Consider the following 17,925-nt stretch of genomic DNA (forward strand, 5'->3'; position numbering starts at 1 on the left):
CGCTCCGCCCGCCCGCCTATTCCGACTGTTCCGCCTGCTCCGCCTGTCCCGCCGATTCCGCGTGCTCCGCGTGCTCCGCCTGAAGCACCAGCAACGCCAGATCATCCTCCGGTGGACGCCCCCCGAACTCGTGCACCAACCGCTTGATCCGCTCGGCGATCAGCTCGGCGCTGAGGCCCGCGCAGCCGGCGAGCGCCTTCGCGAGGCCGTCGGCGTCGTCGAACTGGACGGTGCCGGAGCGGCGCTCGGTCACTCCGTCGGTGACGCACAACAGGCTGTCGCCGGGGCGGAGTTCGAAGGTCTCGCTGGTGTAGGTGACGTCCTCGATGACGCCGAGGAGGGTCTGCGGGCGGGCTGTCGTGGCGACGGAGCCGTCCGCGCCGAGGAGCAGGGGCAGTGGGTGTCCCGCGGAGGCGAGGGTGCAGCGGACGCCGCCGTCGAAGGGGACCAGTTCGCCGTAGAGGAGGGAGAGGAAGCGGGGGCCGTCGCCGACGGGGCCGGGCATGCCGCCCGCGGCGACCAGGGCGTGGGCCGCGGCGTCGGCGGCCTCGGTGGCGTCGTCGAGGAGGAGCTGGTTGAGGCGGTCGAGGACGTCGGCGACGCGGTAGCCCTCGCGGGCGAGGAGGCGCAGCCAGGGGCGGGCGAGGCCGATCACCACGGCGGCCTCGGGGCCCTTGCCCTGGACGTCGCCGAGGGCGAAGCACCAGCGGCCGTCACCGGCCGGGAACAGGTCGTAGAAGTCGCCGCTGGGGCCGCCCTTGTCGCAGGGTTCGTAGACGAGGGCGCTGTGCACGCCGGGGATCTCGGCGACCGCGCCGGGCAGCAGGCCGCGCTGGAGGACGCGGCTGATGGTGGCCTGGCGGGCGTACTGGCGGGCCGCGCCGATGGCGAGTGCGACCCGGCGGCTGAGGTCCTCGACCAGGCCGGTGACCTCGTCGGGGAAGCAGGGCAGCCCGGACCGTCCGATGACCAGGGTGCCGAGCGGCCGGCCGCCCGCGATCAGCCGGTACGCGAGTGCCGCGCCGTGGGTGCCGTGCGGGCCGAGGGCGTCGGCGGGCCAGGGGTAGGGCGCGGGCCGCAGCGAGTCCTGCGGGCGCGGTGGGTGCTTCTCCAGGGCGCCGCGCAGTTCCTCGATGCGGTTCTCGCTGCCGTGCCAGACGCGGGCGAGGCGCGGTCCGGCCCCGGCGTCCTCGCCCCAGCCTCCCCCGCTCCCTGCTCCGCTCGACCGGGAGGACCCCCACCGCCCCATCGTCTCGTCCTCCAGCCATACGGCGCACCAGTCGGCCAGTCTCGGCACGATCAGCTGTCCGGCGAGCGCGGCGACCAGGTCCTCGTCGAGCTGTCCGGCGAGGAGGTCGGATGCCTCGGCGAGGAAGGAGAGCGCGCCGCGGCCGAGCCAGTCCCGGTCGCGTTCGGCGCGCCGGGGTTCGGGGGCGAGGATCTCGGCGACGCGCAGGCCGCGGTCGCCGCCGTACGCCTCCAACTCCTCGTCGGCCGGGCTGCCTTCGGCGGGCAGGCGGGCCCACACGGTTTTGGTGCCGGTGCGGTAGGTGACGCCCCAGGCCTCGGCGAGCGTGGCGACGAGCCGCAGCCCGCGCCCGAACTCCGGTGTCTCGCAGGCCGGTTCACCGCTGTTGTCGCGCGGGGCGCGGGAGGGGTGGTGGTCGGCGACCTCCACGACGACGGACCGGGTGTCCTCCAGGCGGCAGACCAGCTCGACGTCCGTACCGGCGTGGACGACGGCGTTGGTGACGAGTTCGCTGACGACGACCATCGCGTCGTCGGCGAGCCGGTCGGTGAGGTGTTCGGTTCCGGGCAGGACGAGTCCGGTCCATTCGAGGAGCGCGGCGCGGACCAGGCCGCGGGCACAGCCGGGCGCGAGGGGGCTTCCGGAGAGCGTGGCGCGCATGGTCGTGCGCGGGTCCGCGCCGTGGTGCGCGGGCGCATCGGGAGCACGCGAAGTGGTCTCCCGTTGCGTCGGAATTGCCCCCATGCGCAGCTCCCCGAGCAGATCGGACGAATTCGCCTCGGTCGATGCGGACAGAGTGACAGACTGGCCGCGGCCATAAGCGCCGAGTTACCGAAGTGGGCCTCCATGAGTGAGAACAGTGCTACGCGTGTGCTCGAAGACGGACACAAAGAGGACTGGATTCGAGCATCGGATCTCCGCCCTCTGCTCGCAGTGATGACGGCGGCCCGGGACGGTGACTTCACGAAGGCGCCGGAGACGGGTCACGGCCTGGTGGCCGAACTGACCGCCGCCTTCAACCAGATCATGGACCGCAGCACCCATTTCAACTCCGAGACGCAGCGCGTCAAACGGGAACTGATCCGCCACGGCCGCCTCGACGAACGCCTCTCGGCCAGCCCGGGCCAGGGCGGCTGGACCTCCCGCGTCAACGACGTCAACCAGCTCCTCGACGCCTTGGTCGCCCCGGCCGCCAACGCGACCCGGGTCCTGGACGCGGTGGCGGGCGGCGATCTGACCCAGCGGGTCGATCTGCACGACGGCAGCAGGCAGTTGCGCGGTGATCTACGGCGCCTGGGCCGCACGGTGAACAAGATGGTGGACCAGCTCTCCCTGTTCACCGGGGAGGTGACCCGGGTCGCCCGCGAGGTCGGCACCGAGGGCAGGCTCGGCGGGCGGGCCAAGGTGCAGGGCCTGTCGGGCAGTTGGCGGGACGTGACCGAGGCGGTCAACACGATGGCGTCCCGGCTGACCGCGCAGGTGCGTGACATCGCCCTCGTCACCACGGCGGTGGCGCGCGGTGACCTGACGCGGACGGTCACCGTCGAGGCGACCGGTGAGCTGCTCGAACTGAAGCTCACCGTGAACACGATGGTGGACCAGCTCTCCGCGTTCGCCGACGAGGTCACGCGCGTGGCCCGCGAGGTCGGCACCGAGGGGCAGTTGGGCGGGCGCGCGCAGGTGCGGGGCGTCTCCGGGGTCTGGAAGGACCTCACCGACAACGTCAACTTCATGGCGTCGAACCTGACGTCGCAGGTGCGGAACATCGCCCAGGTGACGACGGCCGTGGCCAACGGCGACCTGAGTCAGAAGATCACGGTCGACGCCCAGGGCGAGATCCTCGAACTGAAGTCGACCATCAACACGATGGTCGACCAGCTCTCCGCCTTCGCCGACGAGGTCACACGCGTCGCCCGCGAGGTCGGCACCGAGGGCAACCTCGGCGGACGCGCCCAGGTGCGGGGCGTCTCCGGCGTCTGGAAGGACCTCACCGACAACGTCAACTTCATGGCGGACAACCTGACGTCGCAGGTCCGCAACATCGCGCTGGTGTCGACGGCGGTGGCGCAGGGCGACCTCGGCAAGAAGATCACGGTGGAGGCGAAGGGCGAGATCCTGGAGCTGAAGTCGACCATCAACACGATGGTGGACCAGCTCTCCGCCTTCGCGGACGAAGTGACGCGCGTGGCGCGCGAGGTCGGCACGGAAGGAAATCTCGGCGGACAGGCTCAGGTGCGAGGCGTCAGCGGGGTCTGGAAGGACCTCACGGACAACGTCAACTTCATGGCCCTGAACCTGACGTCGCAGGTCCGGAACATCGCCCAGGTGACGACCGCGGTGGCCAACGGCGACCTGTCGAAGAAGATCACGGTCGACGCGCGCGGCGAGATCCTCGAACTGAAGGACACCGTCAACACGATGGTGGAGCAGCTGCGCGCCTTCGCCGACGAGGTGACCCGGGTGGCCCGCGAGGTCGGCACCGACGGCCGACTCGGCGGCCGGGCGCAGGTGTTGGGTGTCTCCGGTGTCTGGCGGGACCTCACCGACAACGTCAACTACATGGCCGACAACCTGACGTCGCAGGTGCGGAACATCGCGCAGGTCGCGACGGCGGTGGCGCAGGGCGACCTGTCGAAGAAGATCGACGTGGACGCGCGCGGCGAGATCCTGGAGCTGAAGACCACCATCAACACGATGGTCGACACCCTCTCCTCCTTCTCCTCCGAGGTCACGCGGGTGGCCCGCGAGGTCGGCTCGGAGGGCCAACTCGGCGGCCAGGCAAGGGTGGAGGGCGTCTACGGCACCTGGAAGCGCCTGACGACCAACGTGAACGAACTCGCGCTCAACCTCACCACGCAGGTCCGCGCGATCGCCGAGGTGGCCTCCGCGGTGGCACAGGGCGACATGTCCCGCTCGATCACGGTGGAGACCCAGGGCGAGGTCACCGAGCTCAAGGACAACATCAACCTGATGGTGGCCAACCTCCGCGAGACGACCCGCGCGAAGGACTGGCTGGAGTCCAACCTGGCCCGGCTCGCCGCGCTGATGCAGGGGCACCGCGATCTGATGGAGGTCGCCGACCTGATCCTGCGCGAGCTGACCCCGCTGGTGAACGCCCAGTACGGGGCGTTCTTCCTGGCCGATCCCGACGAGGACAGCCTGCGAACGGCCATCCCGGCCAAGGGACTTGCGTTCATCGCGGGGTACGGGTCGGCGCAGGGCGCGACCGTGGACACGGGCGGTATGCCGGTGCACGGTCTGGTGCGACAGGCGGCGCGGGAGAAGAAGCGGATCCTGGTCGAGGAGGCCCCGCCGGACTACATCAAGATCAACAGCGGACTGGGGGAAGCCGCCCCGGCGAGCGTAGTCATCATCCCGATCCTCTTCGAGGACAAGCTCCTCGGCGTCATCGAACTGGCGTCCTTCTCCCGCTTCTCCGACGTCCACCTCGCGTTCTTCGACCAGTTCGTGAACACCATCGGCGTCGCGATCAACACCATCATCGCCAACTCCCGCACGGAGTCCCTGCTCGGCGAGTCCCAGCGGCTCGCGATGCAGTTGCAGGAACGTTCGGACGAACTCCAGAAGCAGCAGGCCGAGTTGCAGCGCTCCAACGCCGAACTGGAGGAGAAGGCAGCCCTGTTGGCCACCAGCTCCCAGTACAAGTCGGAGTTCCTGGCCAACATGAGCCACGAGCTGCGCACCCCGCTCAACTCGCTGCTGATCCTGGCCCGGCTGCTCTCCGACAACCCGGACGGTCATCTCTCCGACCAGGAGGTGCAGTTCGCGACCACGATCCACCGCTCCGGCTCGGACCTCCTCCAGCTCATCAACGACATCCTCGACCTGTCGAAGATCGAGGCCGGCCGGATGGACGTACGCCCCAAGCGCCTCCCCCTCATCAAGCTCCTCGACTACGTCCACGCCACGTTCCGCCCGCTCACCCTGGACCGGGGGCTCGCCTTCGAGGTGTCGGTCGGCGAGGACGTACCGCGCGAGATGTGGTCGGACGAGCAGCGGCTCCAGCAGATCCTGCGCAACCTGCTGTCCAACGCCATCAAGTTCACCGCCACCGGCCGGGTCGAACTCCGCGTCAACCGGGTCAAGGACCCCGACCACCGCTACTCCCACGACAGCGACGAGGTCATCGCGTTCGCCGTCTCCGACACCGGCATCGGGATCGCCGCCGAGAAACTCCCGGTGATCTTCGAGGCGTTCCAGCAGGCCGACGGCACCACCAACCGCAAGTACGGCGGTACGGGGCTCGGGCTGTCGATCAGCCGGGAGATCGCCGGGCTGCTCGGCGGCCGTATCGTCGCGGAGAGCGAGCCGGGCAGCGGTTCGACCTTCACGCTGTACGTCCCCGTCGTCAGCCCCGGCCACGCGGCGACCGGGCGGACCACCGAGGACCAGGAACTGCCCACGACGGCCGAGGAGTTGTCGGCCGAGCCGTTCACCGGGCACGAGGTGGACGACTCCTGGCCGACGCCCACCAAACTGGAGGCGTGGAAGGCCGGCCGGGCCGGTCAGGTGCTGCCGGGGCGGCGGGTGTTGATCGTCGACGACGACATCCGCAACGTCTTCGCCCTCACCCATGTCCTGGGCCGCGTCGGCATGCCGGTGCTCTACGCGGAGAACGGCCGCGAGGGCATCGAGACCCTGGAGCGCAATCCCGACGTCGAACTCGTGCTGATGGACATCATGATGCCGGAGATGGACGGGTACGAGACCATAGCCGCCATCCGCCGCACCCCGCGCTGGACCGGCCTGCCCATCGTCGCGCTCACCGCCAAGGCGATGCCGGGCGACCGGGAGAAGTCCATCGCCCGGGGCGCCAACGACTACGTGCCCAAGCCGGTGGACGTGGACCAGCTGCTGACCGTCGTCTGCGCCCTCCTGGACCCCGACACAGAGACCGAGACCGACATCGCGGGGACCGATGCGGGTACAGGGGAGACGGCGATACCGCCGACGACTGAGTGAGGCCAGTCATCATGAGCGCTGAGGCAACGTCCGACGAGCGCGCGAGCATCCTCCTGGTCGACGACATGGAGGACAACCTGCTCGCACTGGAGGCCGTCCTGGGGTCCCTCAACGAGCCACTGGTACGCGCTCGTTCGGGCGAGGAGGCGATGAAGGCGCTGCTGCGGCAGCGCTTCGCCGTCGTCCTGCTGGACATCCGCATGCCGGGCATGGACGGGTTCGAGACCGCGGCCAACATCAAACGGCTCGACCAGACCAAGGACGTCCCGATCATCTTCCTGACCGGCAGCGACTCGGACGCGGGGTACGCGTTCCGCGGCTACGCCACGGGCGCCGCCGACTACTTGACCAAGCCGTTCGATCCCTGGGTGCTGCGGGCGAAGGTGACCGTCTTCCTCGAACTGCACCGGAAGAACCAGCAGTTGGAGCGGCTGCTGGCCCGTGAGCAGGGGCAGTTCGACGAACTGGCGTCGCGGCTCAAGGAGATCGAGGCGCACATGGCTGCGAGCACGGTGGACGAGGTGCAGGAACTTCGGCACAAGGTGGGGGAGTTGGGGCAGCTGGTGCGGGACATGCGCCGGGGGCAAGGACGTTGAGACCAGGCCCCCGGCACCACAGGGTCATGCCTCGCGCGACCCCGCGTACATCTCGTCGATCAGGTGCCTGTACTCGCGTTCCACCACCGGGCGCTTGAGCTTGAGGCTCGGGGTGATCTCGCCGTGTTCCACGTCGAGGTCGCGCGGCAGGAGGCGGAACTTCTTGATGGTCTGCCAGCGCTGGAGGCCCTCGTTGAGCTCCTTGACGTAGCCCTCGACCATGGCGACCGTCGCAGGGGCGGCGACGACCTCGGCGTAGGACCTGCCTTCGAGGCCGTTCTCCTTCGCCCACTCCAGGATGGACGGTTCGTCGAGGGCGATGAGCGCGGTGCAGAAGTTCCGGTCGGCGCCGTGCACCAGGATGTTGGAGACGTACGGGCACACGGCCTTGAACTGGCCCTCGACCTCGCTCGGCGCGATGTACTTGCCGCCGGACGTCTTGATGAGGTCCTTCTTGCGGTCCGTGATGCGCAGATAGCCGTCCGGGGACAGCTCGCCGATGTCGCCGGTGTGGAACCAGCCGTCCGCCTCCAGGACTTCGGCGGTCTTCTCCGGCAGCCCGTGGTAGCCCTCCATGATGCCGGGGCCGCGCAGCAGGATCTCGCCGTCGTCCGCGATGCGCACCTCCGTGCCGGGCAGCGGCTTGCCGACCGTGCCGGTGCGGTAGGCCTCGCCCGGGTTGACGAAGGAGGCCGCGGAGGACTCGGTCAGGCCGTAGCCCTCCAGGATGTGGATGCCTGCGCCGGCGAAGAAGTAGCCGATGTCGGGCGAGAGCGCGGCCGATCCGGAGACACACGCCCGCAGCTTGCCGCCGAAGGCCTCACGGATCTTCGCGTAGACCAGCGCGTCGGCCACCTTGTGCTTGGCCGCGAGGCCGAAGGGCGCGCTGGCCGTGCCGGTGCGGCGGAAGTTGTCCTGGGTGACCTTGGCGTACTCGCGGGCGACCTCCGCCGCCCACTGGAAGATCTTGTACTTGGCCGCGCCGCCGGCCCGCGCCTTGGCCGCGACCCCGTTGTAGACCTTCTCGAAGATGCGCGGAACGGCCGCCATGTACGTCGGCTGCACGATCGGCAGCTGCTCGATGATCTTCTCCGGGCGGCCGTCCACGGCGGTGACATGCCCGATCTCGATGTGGCCGGACGTGAGCACCTTGCCGAAGACGTGCGCCAGCGGCAGCCACAGGTACTGCACGTCCTCGGGGCCGAGCAGCCCGGTCGCCGCGATGGCCTTCGCGAGATAGGACCAGTTGTCGTGCGGGAGGCGGACGCCCTTGGGGCGGCCGGTGGTGCCGGAGGTGTAGATGATCGTCGCGAGCTGGTCCTTGGTGATTCCCGCGATCCGCTCCTTGACCAGATCCGGGTTCTTCTCCAGGTACGCGGCACCGCGCTGCTCCAGCTCGGCCAGGCTCAGCACCCAGTCACCGGTCTCCGCGGTGTCGACTCCGGTCGGGTCGATGACCACGACATGCGTCAGTTCGGGCAGCTCGGCGCGCTTCTCCACCGCCTTGGCGAGCTGTGTCGCGTCCTCCGCGATCAGGACCTTGCTGCCGGAGTCGGCGAGGATGAAGGTCGACTCGTCGGCGTTGGTCTGCGGATACACCGTGGTCGTGGCGGCGCCGGCGCACATGATGCCCAGGTCGGCGAGGATCCACTCGATCCGGGTGGCGGAGGCGAGCGCGACGCGCTGCTCGGGCTGTACGCCCAGTTCGATCAGACCGGCCGCGATCGCGAAGACCCGCTCGGCGGCCTGCGCCCAGCTCAGCGACTTCCAGTCGTCGGGGCCCTCGCCGGAGGCCGCCGGCACCGGGTGACGGTAGGCCTCGGTATCCGGCGTGGCCGCCACTCGCTCCAGGAAGAGGCCCGCGACGGACGGCGGACGGTTCTCGATCAAGGTCTGTGTGTCGCTCACGACATCCTCCGGGGGCCCGCGACGGTGCGGCTGGCTCAGTGCTACGGCTGTTGTTTAACTCACGAGTAACTATCGAGCAGTGATCAGAGTAAGGCGCGACCGGCCGGTGCGTAAGGGGCGGCGGACTGTCGCTTCCTACAGAGCCAGGACGCGGGGCCCGCCGCGCCACAGCACGACGGGCCCCGGGGATCGCCTCGGTTTGCTCCGGAATTCCGATGTATGGGACCGCTACTTCTTGCCCTTGGCGCCGCCACCGCTGTCATCACTGGACAGCACCGCGATGAACGCCTCCTGCGGAACCTCCACGGAACCCACCATCTTCATCCGCTTCTTGCCCTCCTTCTGCTTCTCCAGCAGCTTCCGCTTACGCGAGATGTCACCGCCGTAGCACTTGGCGAGGACGTCCTTGCGGATGGCGCGGATCGTCTCGCGGGCGATGACCCGGGAGCCGACGGCCGCCTGGATGGGCACCTCGAAGGCCTGCCGCGGGATCAGCTCCCGCAACTTGGCGACCAGCCGCACACCGTACGAGTACGCCGCGTCCTTGTGCGTGATCGCCGAGAAGGCGTCCACCTTGTCGCCGTGCAGCAGGATGTCGACCTTGACCAGGCTGGAGGCCACCTCACCGGTGGGCTCGTAGTCCAGCGAGGCATAGCCGCGGGTCTTCGACTTCAACTGGTCGAAGAAGTCGAAGACGATCTCCGCGAGGGGCAGCGTGTAGCGGATCTCCACCCGGTCCTCGGAGAGGTAGTCCATACCGAGCAGGGTGCCGCGCCGGGTCTGGCACAGCTCCATGATCGAACCGATGAACTCCGACGGCGCGAGGATCGTCGCGCGCACGACGGGCTCGTAGACCTTGTCGATCTTCCCCTCGGGGAACTCGCTCGGGTTGGTGACGACGTGCTCGCTGCCGTCCTCCATCTCGACGCGGTACACCACGTTCGGCGCGGTCGCGATGAGGTCGAGGCCGAACTCGCGCTCCAGCCGCTCCCGGATCACGTCCAGGTGCAGCAGCCCGAGGAAGCCGACGCGGAAACCGAAGCCCAGCGCCGCCGAGGTCTCCGGCTCGTACACCAGCGCGGCGTCGTTGAGCTGGAGCTTGTCGAGCGCGTCGCGCAGCTCCGGATAGTCGGACCCGTCCAGCGGATACAGCCCGGAGAAGACCATCGGCTTGGGGTCCTTGTAACCGCCGAGCGCCTCGGTCGCCCCCTTGTTCAGGGTGGTGATGGTGTCACCGACCTTGGACTGCCGGACGTCCTTCACACCCGTGATCAGATAGCCGACCTCGCCGACCCCGAGCCCGTCGGCACCGAGCATCTCCGGCGAGTTGGTGCCGATCTCCAGCAGCTCGTGCGTGGCGTTCGTCGACATCATCCGGATCCGCTCACGCTTGTTGAGCTGCCCGTCGATGACCCGGATGTACGTCACGACACCGCGGTAGGAGTCGTAGACCGAGTCGAAGATCATGGCGCGGGCGGGCGCGTCCGCGTTGCCGACCGGCGCCGGGATCTCCTTGACGACCTTGTTCAGCAGCGCGTCGACACCGATACCGGTCTTCGCGGACACCCGCAGCACGTCGTCGGGGTCACACCCGACCAGGTTGGCCAGCTCCTCCGCGAACTTCTCGGGCTGCGCGGCCGGCAGGTCGATCTTGTTCAGTACGGGGATGATCGTGAGGTCGTTCTCCATCGCCAGGTAGAGGTTGGCGAGGGTCTGGGCCTCGATGCCCTGGGCGGCGTCCACCAGCAGCACGGTGCCCTCGCAGGCGGCGAGCGACCGCGAGACCTCGTACGTGAAGTCGACGTGTCCCGGGGTGTCGATCATGTTGAGGATGTGGGTGGTGCCCTCGTCGCCCCCGTCGGTGGGGGCCCACGGCAGACGCACCGCCTGGGACTTGATCGTGATGCCGCGCTCGCGCTCGATGTCCATGCGGTCGAGGTACTGAGCACGCATCTGCCGCTGGTCGACCACTCCGGTCAGCTGGAGCATCCGGTCGGCGAGCGTGGACTTGCCGTGGTCGATGTGCGCGATGATGCAGAAATTGCGGATCAGCGCCGGGTCGGTACGGCTCGGCTCGGGCACATGGCTGGGGATCGCGGGCACGCAGGGTCCTGATTCTTGAGGCGTCCGCAGTGTCTGCGGTCTCGGGTCGGATCGATACGTAGGCTCCATGGTCCCACGCGTGGGAGGTGCGGTCCGGTTTGGGCCGGTGCGAGACGGTAACGGATCGCACCGTGGTAGCCGGTTTGGGCGGGTCGGCGGGCTGCTGGTAACCTGGGTGGCTGTGTCTCCTGCCCTCTCTTGTGCGAGTTCGGCACGGGACACACCCCAAGAAAAATCATCGGCCCGGGACCCGTGCGGCCCCGTGCCAGAACCTGCAAAGGCTCATTCGTGGCGAACATCAAGTCCCAGATCAAGCGGATCAAGACCAACGAGAAGGCTCGGCTGCGCAACAAGGCCGTCAAGTCCTCCCTGAAGACCGCGATCCGCAAGGCCCGCGAGGCAGCTGCCGCGGGTGACGTCGAGAAGGCCACCGAGTACCAGCGCGCTGCCGCGCGTCAGCTCGACAAGGCCGTCTCGAAGGGCGTCATCCACAAGAACCAGGCCGCCAACAAGAAGTCGGCGCTTGCTTCCAAGGTCACCGCGCTCAAGGGCTGATCCTTCCGCACTTGCCTCGGCCCGCGCTCGCGCGGACCGGACCAGTAGCAATCCGCCGTGAGGACAACGTCGAGCCCTCTACCTCGATTCACGGACAGACATCGTGGTCGCCACGCCACGTACAGTGCCCCCGGACCCACTTCGGGGGCATTGCTGTATCCGCGCACAGGTGTCGGTCTGCGGGTGTCGGCCCGGGGGTCTACCTGCGGGTGCCAGCCCTGGGGGCGCGGCCTGCGGGTGCCGGCCGGGGGTCTGCCGTCTGCCAGTACCTGCCGCTTTCTGGAGGGCAGGAGGTCAGGACTGTCCCCGGGACCGAGCGGCCCGGGCGATCGTGACGACCGCCTTCTCCAGCGCGTACTCCGGATCGTCCCCACCGCCCTTCACTCCCGCGTCCGCCTCGGCCACCGCCCGCAGCGCGACGGAGACCGCGTCCGGTGTCCACCCCCGCATCTGCTGCCGCACCCGGTCGATCTTCCACGGCGGCATCCCCAGCTCACGCGCCAGATCCGCCGGCCGCCCGCCCCGCGCGGACGACAGCTTCCCGATCGCCCGCACCCCCTGCGCCAACGCGCTGGTGATCAGCACCGGCGCCACCCCGGTGGACAGCGACCACCGCAGCGCCTCCAGCGCCTCCGCCGCCCGCCCCTCCACGGCCCGGTCCGCGACGGTGAAGCTCGACGCCTCGGCCCGCCCCGTGTAGTACCGCCCGACGACCGCCTCGTCGATGGTCCCCTCGACATCGGCGACCAACTGGGAGACGGCGGACGCCAGCTCCCGCAGATCGCTGCCGATGGAGTCGACGAGCGCCTGGCAGGCCTCAGGCGTCGCCGATCTCCCGGTCGCCCGGAACTCGCTCCGCACGAAGGCCAGCCGGTCCGCCGGCTTCGTCATCTTGGGACAGGCCACCTCCCGCGCACCCGCCTTGCGCGCGGCATCGAGCAGCCCCTTGCCCTTGACCCCGCCCGCATGCAGCAGCACCAGGGTGATCTCCTCGGCGGGCGCCCCGAGATACCCCTTCACGTCCTTGATCGTGTCCGCGGACAGATCCTGCGCGTTGCGTACGACCACGACCTTGCGCTCGGCGAAGAGCGACGGGCTGGTCAACTCGGCGAGGGTGCCGGGCTGCAGCTGGTCCGAGGTCAGGTCACGTACGTCCGTGTCGGCGTCGGCGGCCCTGGCGGCGGCCACCACCTCCTGCACGGCACGGTCGAGCAGGAGGTCCTCCTGGCCCACGGCAAGGGTCACCGGGGCGAGAGGGTCGTCATTCGCAGTCTTCTTGGCCATCGCGTAAAGCATCGCACGCGGGACTGACAACGGGGGCGGGTGACGGTGGAGGCAGGTGCCGGCGGAGGCGGGTGCCGGTGGAGGCGGGTGCCGGTGGAGGCGGGTGCCGGTGGGAATGCGTGCTGTCAGCGCCCGTGGGTGGGCCCGTCGCTGTTACGGCTCCTGGCTGTTACGGCTCCTCGCGCCAGCCGTCCCACTCCCCCGCGAACGCGTCCAGCACACCGGGGTCGAGCCGTCCGCGCTCGTCCCGCAGCACCAGCAGCCACTGCGCGTCCTCGGCATCGTCCTCGCCGGCCAGCGCGTCCCGCACCAACTGCGGTTCCTCGTCGAGGGCGAACCGCTCCCCGAGCGCCTCCGCCGCCGCCTCAGCCGCATCACGGTCGGGCAGCACCAGCACATGTCTCACATCGCTCACGAGGACATTTTCCGGTACGGCCGCGGGCTCGCGCGCACCCATCCACGGCTACGCGAGCGCACGTACCGTCGGCACCTCCTCCAACTCGATCCCGAACCGCTCCCGGTACACCGCCAACACCTCCTCGTCCGTCGCCAGTTCACGCACGTCCCGGGTCCCGTCCGGCGCCGTCACCGTCAGGCCGCGACCGCTGAGCGTGATCCTCCCTCCGTCGTCCGTGAGCCGCGAACAGACCAGGGACCGGGTGAAGTGCGAGGCCGGAGATGTGGTCTGCCACCACGCCGCGGCCACGAAGTCACCGAGCACCCGCGGTCGCGTCTCCAGTCGGTACTCGGGCTTGCCGTTCCGGAGAACGTCCAGGTCCATCGGGTACGCGAGGCCTCGCAGGTCTGGCCTATCTGGCCTGCCTGGCCTGCCTGGCTGGTCCGGCAGGTCCGGCAGGTCCCCGGGGTTCGCGGACTCGGCGATCCTGAACTCGCCGCCGGGGTCCGCCTGTTCACCCCGTTCCTCGAAGGCCAGGGGATAGTGACTGTGCGTCCCGAACCCCACGTCGGCCAGCCACTCACTCCCGTCCACCGTCCGCACCCACAGCGCGAGATGGTCGTACGGGATTCCCAGGCGCCCGCCGTCCCCGTACACCCGCGCCGGCAGCAACGCGACCTCGAACCCCAGCGCGGCGAGCAACGCGCCGAACAGTCCGTTCAGTTCGTAGCAGAACCCGCCCCTGCCCGCGCCCACGACCTTGTCCAGCAGCCGCTTCACCTCCAGCACGATCTCCTCTCCCAGATGAATCGACAGATTCTCGAAGGGCACGGTCTGCAGATGGCGCAGGTGCAGCTCGCGCAGAACATCGACGGTGGGCAGCGCCGGGCGCGCGACTCCCAACCGGCGGAGGTAGGCATCAACCTGTGCGGGATTCATGCCACCAGTCTCACGCGGGCGGCGGCTCGGCGCCCGTGCCGCCGGGCTCTATGCGAGGGGGGAGGGGCCCCCTCCCCCTCCCCCTCCCTCCCCGCCGCCCCACCCCACCCCCCCGCCTCCCTCAGCCCCGTGTCACCCGCAGCCCTGCCCCCTCGCCGCCCACCGCCAGGGCCCCGTCCAGGTCCGTCCTCAGGACCACCGCGCCCATCGAGCGCAGCGCCGCGACCGTGCCGGGAGCCGGGTGTCCGTAGGGGTTGTCCGCACCGCAAGAGATCAGCGCCAGCCTCGGAGCCACTCTGCGCATCAGGTCCGGGTCCTGGTAGGCCGAACCGTGGTGGGCGACCTTGAGGACGTCCACGCCTCCCAGCAGTGCCGCCGCCGGTGACCTCAACAGCTCCTGCTGGGCAGGGGGTTCGAGGTCCCCAAGCAGCAGTAGTCGCAGCCCGGCCGTCCGGACCAGCAGCGTGACACTCGCGTCGTTCGGGCCGTCCTGGTCCGGTACCGGTTCCGGTGGCGGCCACAGCACCTGCCAGGAGAGCGGACCGGCGCGTCTCTGTTCCCCGGCGACGGCCCGGGTGATCGGGATGTGCCGTTCCGCTGCCGCTCGCCGTACGAACTCTGTCTGGTCCGCGGGTTCTTCGAAGGACGTCGTCTGGATCGCGCCCACCGAGCGGCCCCGCAGCACCCCGGGCAGTCCGGCGACGTGGTCGGCGTGAAAGTGGGTCAGGACGACCAGCGGAATCCTGGTGATGCCGAGCGTGCGCAGACACTGGTCGACCAGCTTCGGATCGGGTCCGGCGTCCACGACCACACCGGTGCCCTTGCCCGCCGCGAGCACCGTCGCATCGCCCTGCCCGACGTCGCACATCGCGAACCGCCAGTCCGGCGGCGGCCATCCCGTGATCACCCGGGTGAGCGGCGCCGGCTCGACCACGAGCACCAGGAGCAGCAGCCCGCAGACACCGCACAGCCACGGATGCTTCAGCAGCCTCCGGCCGACCAGTACGAGGACCGCGACGGCCACGGCCAGCAGCAGCGCACCCGTCCAACTGCCCGGCCAGTCCGCTCCCCCGCCGGGCAGCGCCGCGCCGGTCCGGGCCACGTCCGCGATCCACCCGGCGGGCCAACTCGCGCCCCAGGCAAGGACCTTGGCCACCGGCATCACCACCGGTGCCGTCGCCAGCGCCGCGAAGCCCAGCACCGTGGCCGGTGCGACGGCGAGCTCCGCGAGCAGGTTGCACGGCACCGCCACCAGGCTGACCCGCGCCGACAGCACGGCCACGACGGGCGCGCACAGCGCCTGCGCGGCGGCAGCGGCGGCCACGGCCTCGGCCAGCCGCGGGGGAACCCGGTGGCGCCGCAGCGTCTCGCACCAGCGTGGCGCGAGCGTGAGCAGGGCTCCGGTGGCGAGCACGGAGAGCAGGAAGCCGTAGCTGCGGGCCAGCCACGGGTCGTACAGCACCAGGAGCAGTACGGCCGTCGCCAGTGCCGGGATGAGTGATCTACGGCGTCCGGTCGCCAGGGCGAGCAGTGCGACGGCACCGCAGGCCGCGGCCCGCAGCACGCTCGGGTCGGGTCGGCACACGACGACGAACCCGAGTGTGAGCACCCCGCCGAGCAACGCGGTCGCCCGGAGCGAGATCCCCAGGCGTGGTGCCAGACCTCGGCGTTCGACGCGCTGGGCGAGGCCGGGCGGTCCGATGAGGAGGGCGAGCAGGATGGTCAGGTTGCTTCCGGAGACGGCGAGGGTGTGCGCGAGGTCCGTCTCCTTGAAGGCCTCGTCCAACTCGGGTGTGATGCGCGCGGTGTCGCCGACGACCAGCCCCGGCAGCAGCGCCCGCGCGTCCGCCGGCAATCCGTCGGTGGCCTCGCGCAGCCCGGCGCGCAACTGCCCCGCGAACCGCTGGGCTGCGGACGGCTTCCCCAGCATCTCCGGCACCGGCTGGTTGCGCACCCGCAGAACGGCCGCGACCCGGTCCCCGCTGGTCAGGGAGGGCGCCAGCCGCGCGGTCACCCTCACCCGCGTGGACGGCAGCAGCCCCAGCCAGGGCGAATGCTCCGGGTCGGCAGCAGCACCAACACCCCTGGCGCGCCCGGCGGATGAGCTCGGGGCGACGATCAACAGCACCGGTGCCCGTGTCTCCACGACCGTCCCGTCCGTCTGCTCCACCCTCCGCACCTCGGCCTCGATCAGCACGGAGACCGGAGCCGCGTGATCCCCGTCGATCCGGGGCCGGGTCAACCGTGGATCGGAACCGACCTCCACCTCCGCGGTCACGGACGCGTACTGCCGCGCCAGCGCGGGCACCGGTCCACGGCGCAGATCCGCCCCGTGCAGGCCGGCGGAGGCGGCCGCTGCCGCGATGGAGAGGAGCAGGGCGGCGATCGAGGCTCGGGGCCAGGAGGAGAAAGCACGGCTGCGGACCGCCCCGCTCCGCCGTCGCGCCAGCAGGAGCGCGAGCCCTGCCACCAGGGCGGTGATCGCGGCACCGGTGACCCAGGCCGGTGACGCGTCCAGCGCCAGCGCGGCTGTCGCCCAGGCGGCGAGCGCGGGCGGGACGAGCCGTAGGTCCGTCGGGCCTTCCTGGTGCGGGTGCGCGGCACCCCGCCGGTTCCCGGAGGAGGCATGTACGGAGCGTCGGGACGTGTTGTCGTGGACGTGGGTCATGGCCGTACCAGATCCCGCAGATCGGCGAAGCGGCGGTCGCCGATGCCGTTGACCTGGCGCAGTTCGTCCACCGAGCGGAATCCGCCGTGCCGGGTGCGGTAGTCGATGATGTGCTGGGCCAGCACGGGGCCCACCCCGGGCAGGGTGTTGAGCTGGTCGGCAGTGGCCGTGTTGAGGGAGACCGGAGCCCCTGGAGCGGCCCCCGCACCGGTGCCTGTCGAACCCCCCGCACCGCCCGCACCAGGCACCGCGGCAGGCAGCGGCGCCCCGACGACGATCTGTTCCCCGTCCACAAGGAACCGAGCGAGGTTGAGCCCCTCGGTGTTCGTGCCCGAACGCAGCCCACCCGCCGCCCGCAGCGCATCCGTCACCCGGGAACCGGCCGGGAGCCGATGAACCCCGGGTTTACGGACCTTGCCGCTGACGTCCACGACGATCTCGGCACCGGCGGCACCGGCCGCACTCGCTGCGCCCCGCGCTCCGGCCGAGGTGCGCGACTCGGTCCCTGTACCCGTGCTGCCGCTCCCGCCTTCGCCGCCTGTCCCGTAAGGAGCCACCGCCCGCACCACCTCCGGGGCCCGCACGGGCTGTGTCCGGCCGACCCAGAAGTGCTGTACGGCGAAGACCGCGGCCACCACGAACAGCACACTGAGCGCGACCACACTCCGCCGCTCCAGTCCGCATCGCGTCTGCACCCATACCGGCATCCGCTCCCGCAGAGCCGACCCGGCCCGCTCGCGCCAGGCCCCTGCGCCTGCCGTGCGGCCGTCCCCGACGTGGGCCTCCGCGACACCGCCGAAGTCTCCGGCATCTCCGACCCGTGCGGGCCCAGCGGACACCGAGGGCCGCTCGCCCCCTGCGCCGTACGGGACGTCAGAGGCCGGCCCTGCACCCACCGGCCCTGCACCCACCGGTGCTCCCAGCCGGGCCGGCACCCGAGCCGCCGCCCATTCCTCCGGCGCCGGGACCCCCCGTTCCTCCCCCGGTGGCCCGTTCCCCAACTCCCGCCGTTCCCCTACTCGTTCGGCGAAGAGGAGTTCCGCGCGTCGCCGGAGTTCGTCAGCCGAAGCCTGGCGGTGGGCCCGGCCTCGGGTCGGCGCGCGGCGATTGCGGGTGCGGCCGTCCGAGGACGGGGCGCGGCCCGGGCCGCTGGTCGCGGTGGCTGTGTGTGAGCGTGATCGAAGTGCCATGCGCCGAGGATCGGGCATCTCGCCATTTCGCGATGATCTTGCTCAATTCCCGG

At 70.4% G+C, this 17,925-nt stretch carries 11 protein-coding genes; 3 read left to right on the forward strand and 8 right to left on the reverse strand.

The features are described 5' to 3' along the window. Positions 1-16: 16 nt before the first annotated feature. Positions 17-1,993, reverse strand: a complete 1,977-nt coding sequence (locus ACWDEW_RS05960; protein WP_450510013.1) for a SpoIIE family protein phosphatase — start codon at positions 1,991-1,993, stop codon at positions 17-19. 102 nt (positions 1,994-2,095) lie between these two features. On the opposite strand from ACWDEW_RS05960, the gene ACWDEW_RS05965 reads away from it, so the two are divergent. Then, complete coding sequence (locus tag ACWDEW_RS05965) at positions 2,096-6,232, forward strand: HAMP domain-containing protein (protein ID WP_450510015.1); 4,137 nt, start codon at positions 2,096-2,098, stop codon at positions 6,230-6,232. Between the two features lie 11 nt (positions 6,233-6,243). Further along, positions 6,244-6,828: a response regulator gene (locus ACWDEW_RS05970; protein WP_450510017.1), complete on the forward strand. Its 585-nt coding sequence runs from the start codon at positions 6,244-6,246 to the stop codon at positions 6,826-6,828. 24 nt (positions 6,829-6,852) lie between these two features. Here ACWDEW_RS05970 and ACWDEW_RS05975 read toward each other — a convergent pair whose 3' ends face one another. Together ACWDEW_RS05975 and lepA are read right to left on the reverse strand one after the other, a co-directional pair. Beyond that, on the reverse strand, positions 6,853-8,736 hold the full coding sequence (locus ACWDEW_RS05975) for an AMP-dependent synthetase/ligase (RefSeq protein ID WP_450510018.1): 1,884 nt from the start codon (positions 8,734-8,736) through the stop codon (positions 6,853-6,855). Between the two features lie 228 nt (positions 8,737-8,964). Then, a complete protein-coding gene (gene lepA / locus ACWDEW_RS05980) occupies positions 8,965-10,839 on the reverse strand; it encodes a translation elongation factor 4 (protein WP_450510020.1) in 1,875 nt (624 codons plus the stop codon). A gap of 288 nt (positions 10,840-11,127) precedes the next feature. Here lepA and rpsT point away from each other — a divergent pair, with 288 nt between their 5' ends. After that, entirely contained in the window at positions 11,128-11,394 is a 267-nt protein-coding gene (rpsT, locus tag ACWDEW_RS05985; protein ID WP_019074070.1) for a 30S ribosomal protein S20, read from the forward strand. Positions 11,395-11,688: 294 nt separating this feature from the next. On the opposite strand, the gene holA is transcribed toward rpsT, so the two are convergent. The 5 genes from holA to ACWDEW_RS06010 form a co-directional block, all read right to left on the reverse strand. Continuing rightward, the gene (holA, locus tag ACWDEW_RS05990; RefSeq protein ID WP_200812020.1) at positions 11,689-12,678 is read right to left on the reverse strand and encodes a DNA polymerase III subunit delta; all 990 of its coding nucleotides are present in this window, start codon (positions 12,676-12,678) and stop codon (positions 11,689-11,691) included. A gap of 169 nt (positions 12,679-12,847) precedes the next feature. Next, positions 12,848-13,093 carry a hypothetical protein gene (locus ACWDEW_RS05995; protein ID WP_450510023.1) on the reverse strand — a complete coding sequence of 82 codons (246 nt, stop codon included), beginning with the start codon at positions 13,091-13,093 and terminating at the stop codon, positions 12,848-12,850. A 48-nt stretch (positions 13,094-13,141) separates the two neighbouring features. Beyond that, a complete protein-coding gene (locus tag ACWDEW_RS06000) occupies positions 13,142-14,014 on the reverse strand; it encodes an arylamine N-acetyltransferase family protein (RefSeq protein WP_450510025.1) in 873 nt (290 codons plus the stop codon). Positions 14,015-14,135: 121 nt separating this feature from the next. Further along, the gene (locus ACWDEW_RS06005) at positions 14,136-16,682 is read right to left on the reverse strand and encodes a ComEC/Rec2 family competence protein (protein WP_450510027.1); all 2,547 of its coding nucleotides are present in this window, start codon (positions 16,680-16,682) and stop codon (positions 14,136-14,138) included. Then, positions 16,679-17,872, reverse strand: coding sequence for a helix-hairpin-helix domain-containing protein (locus ACWDEW_RS06010; protein WP_450510029.1), 1,194 nt, complete (start codon positions 17,870-17,872; stop codon positions 16,679-16,681). The genes ACWDEW_RS06005 and ACWDEW_RS06010 overlap by 4 nt, the downstream gene beginning before the upstream one ends. Positions 17,873-17,925: the final 53 nt, after the last annotated feature.

It is taken from the genome of Streptomyces sp. NPDC001100 (assembly GCF_053598575.1).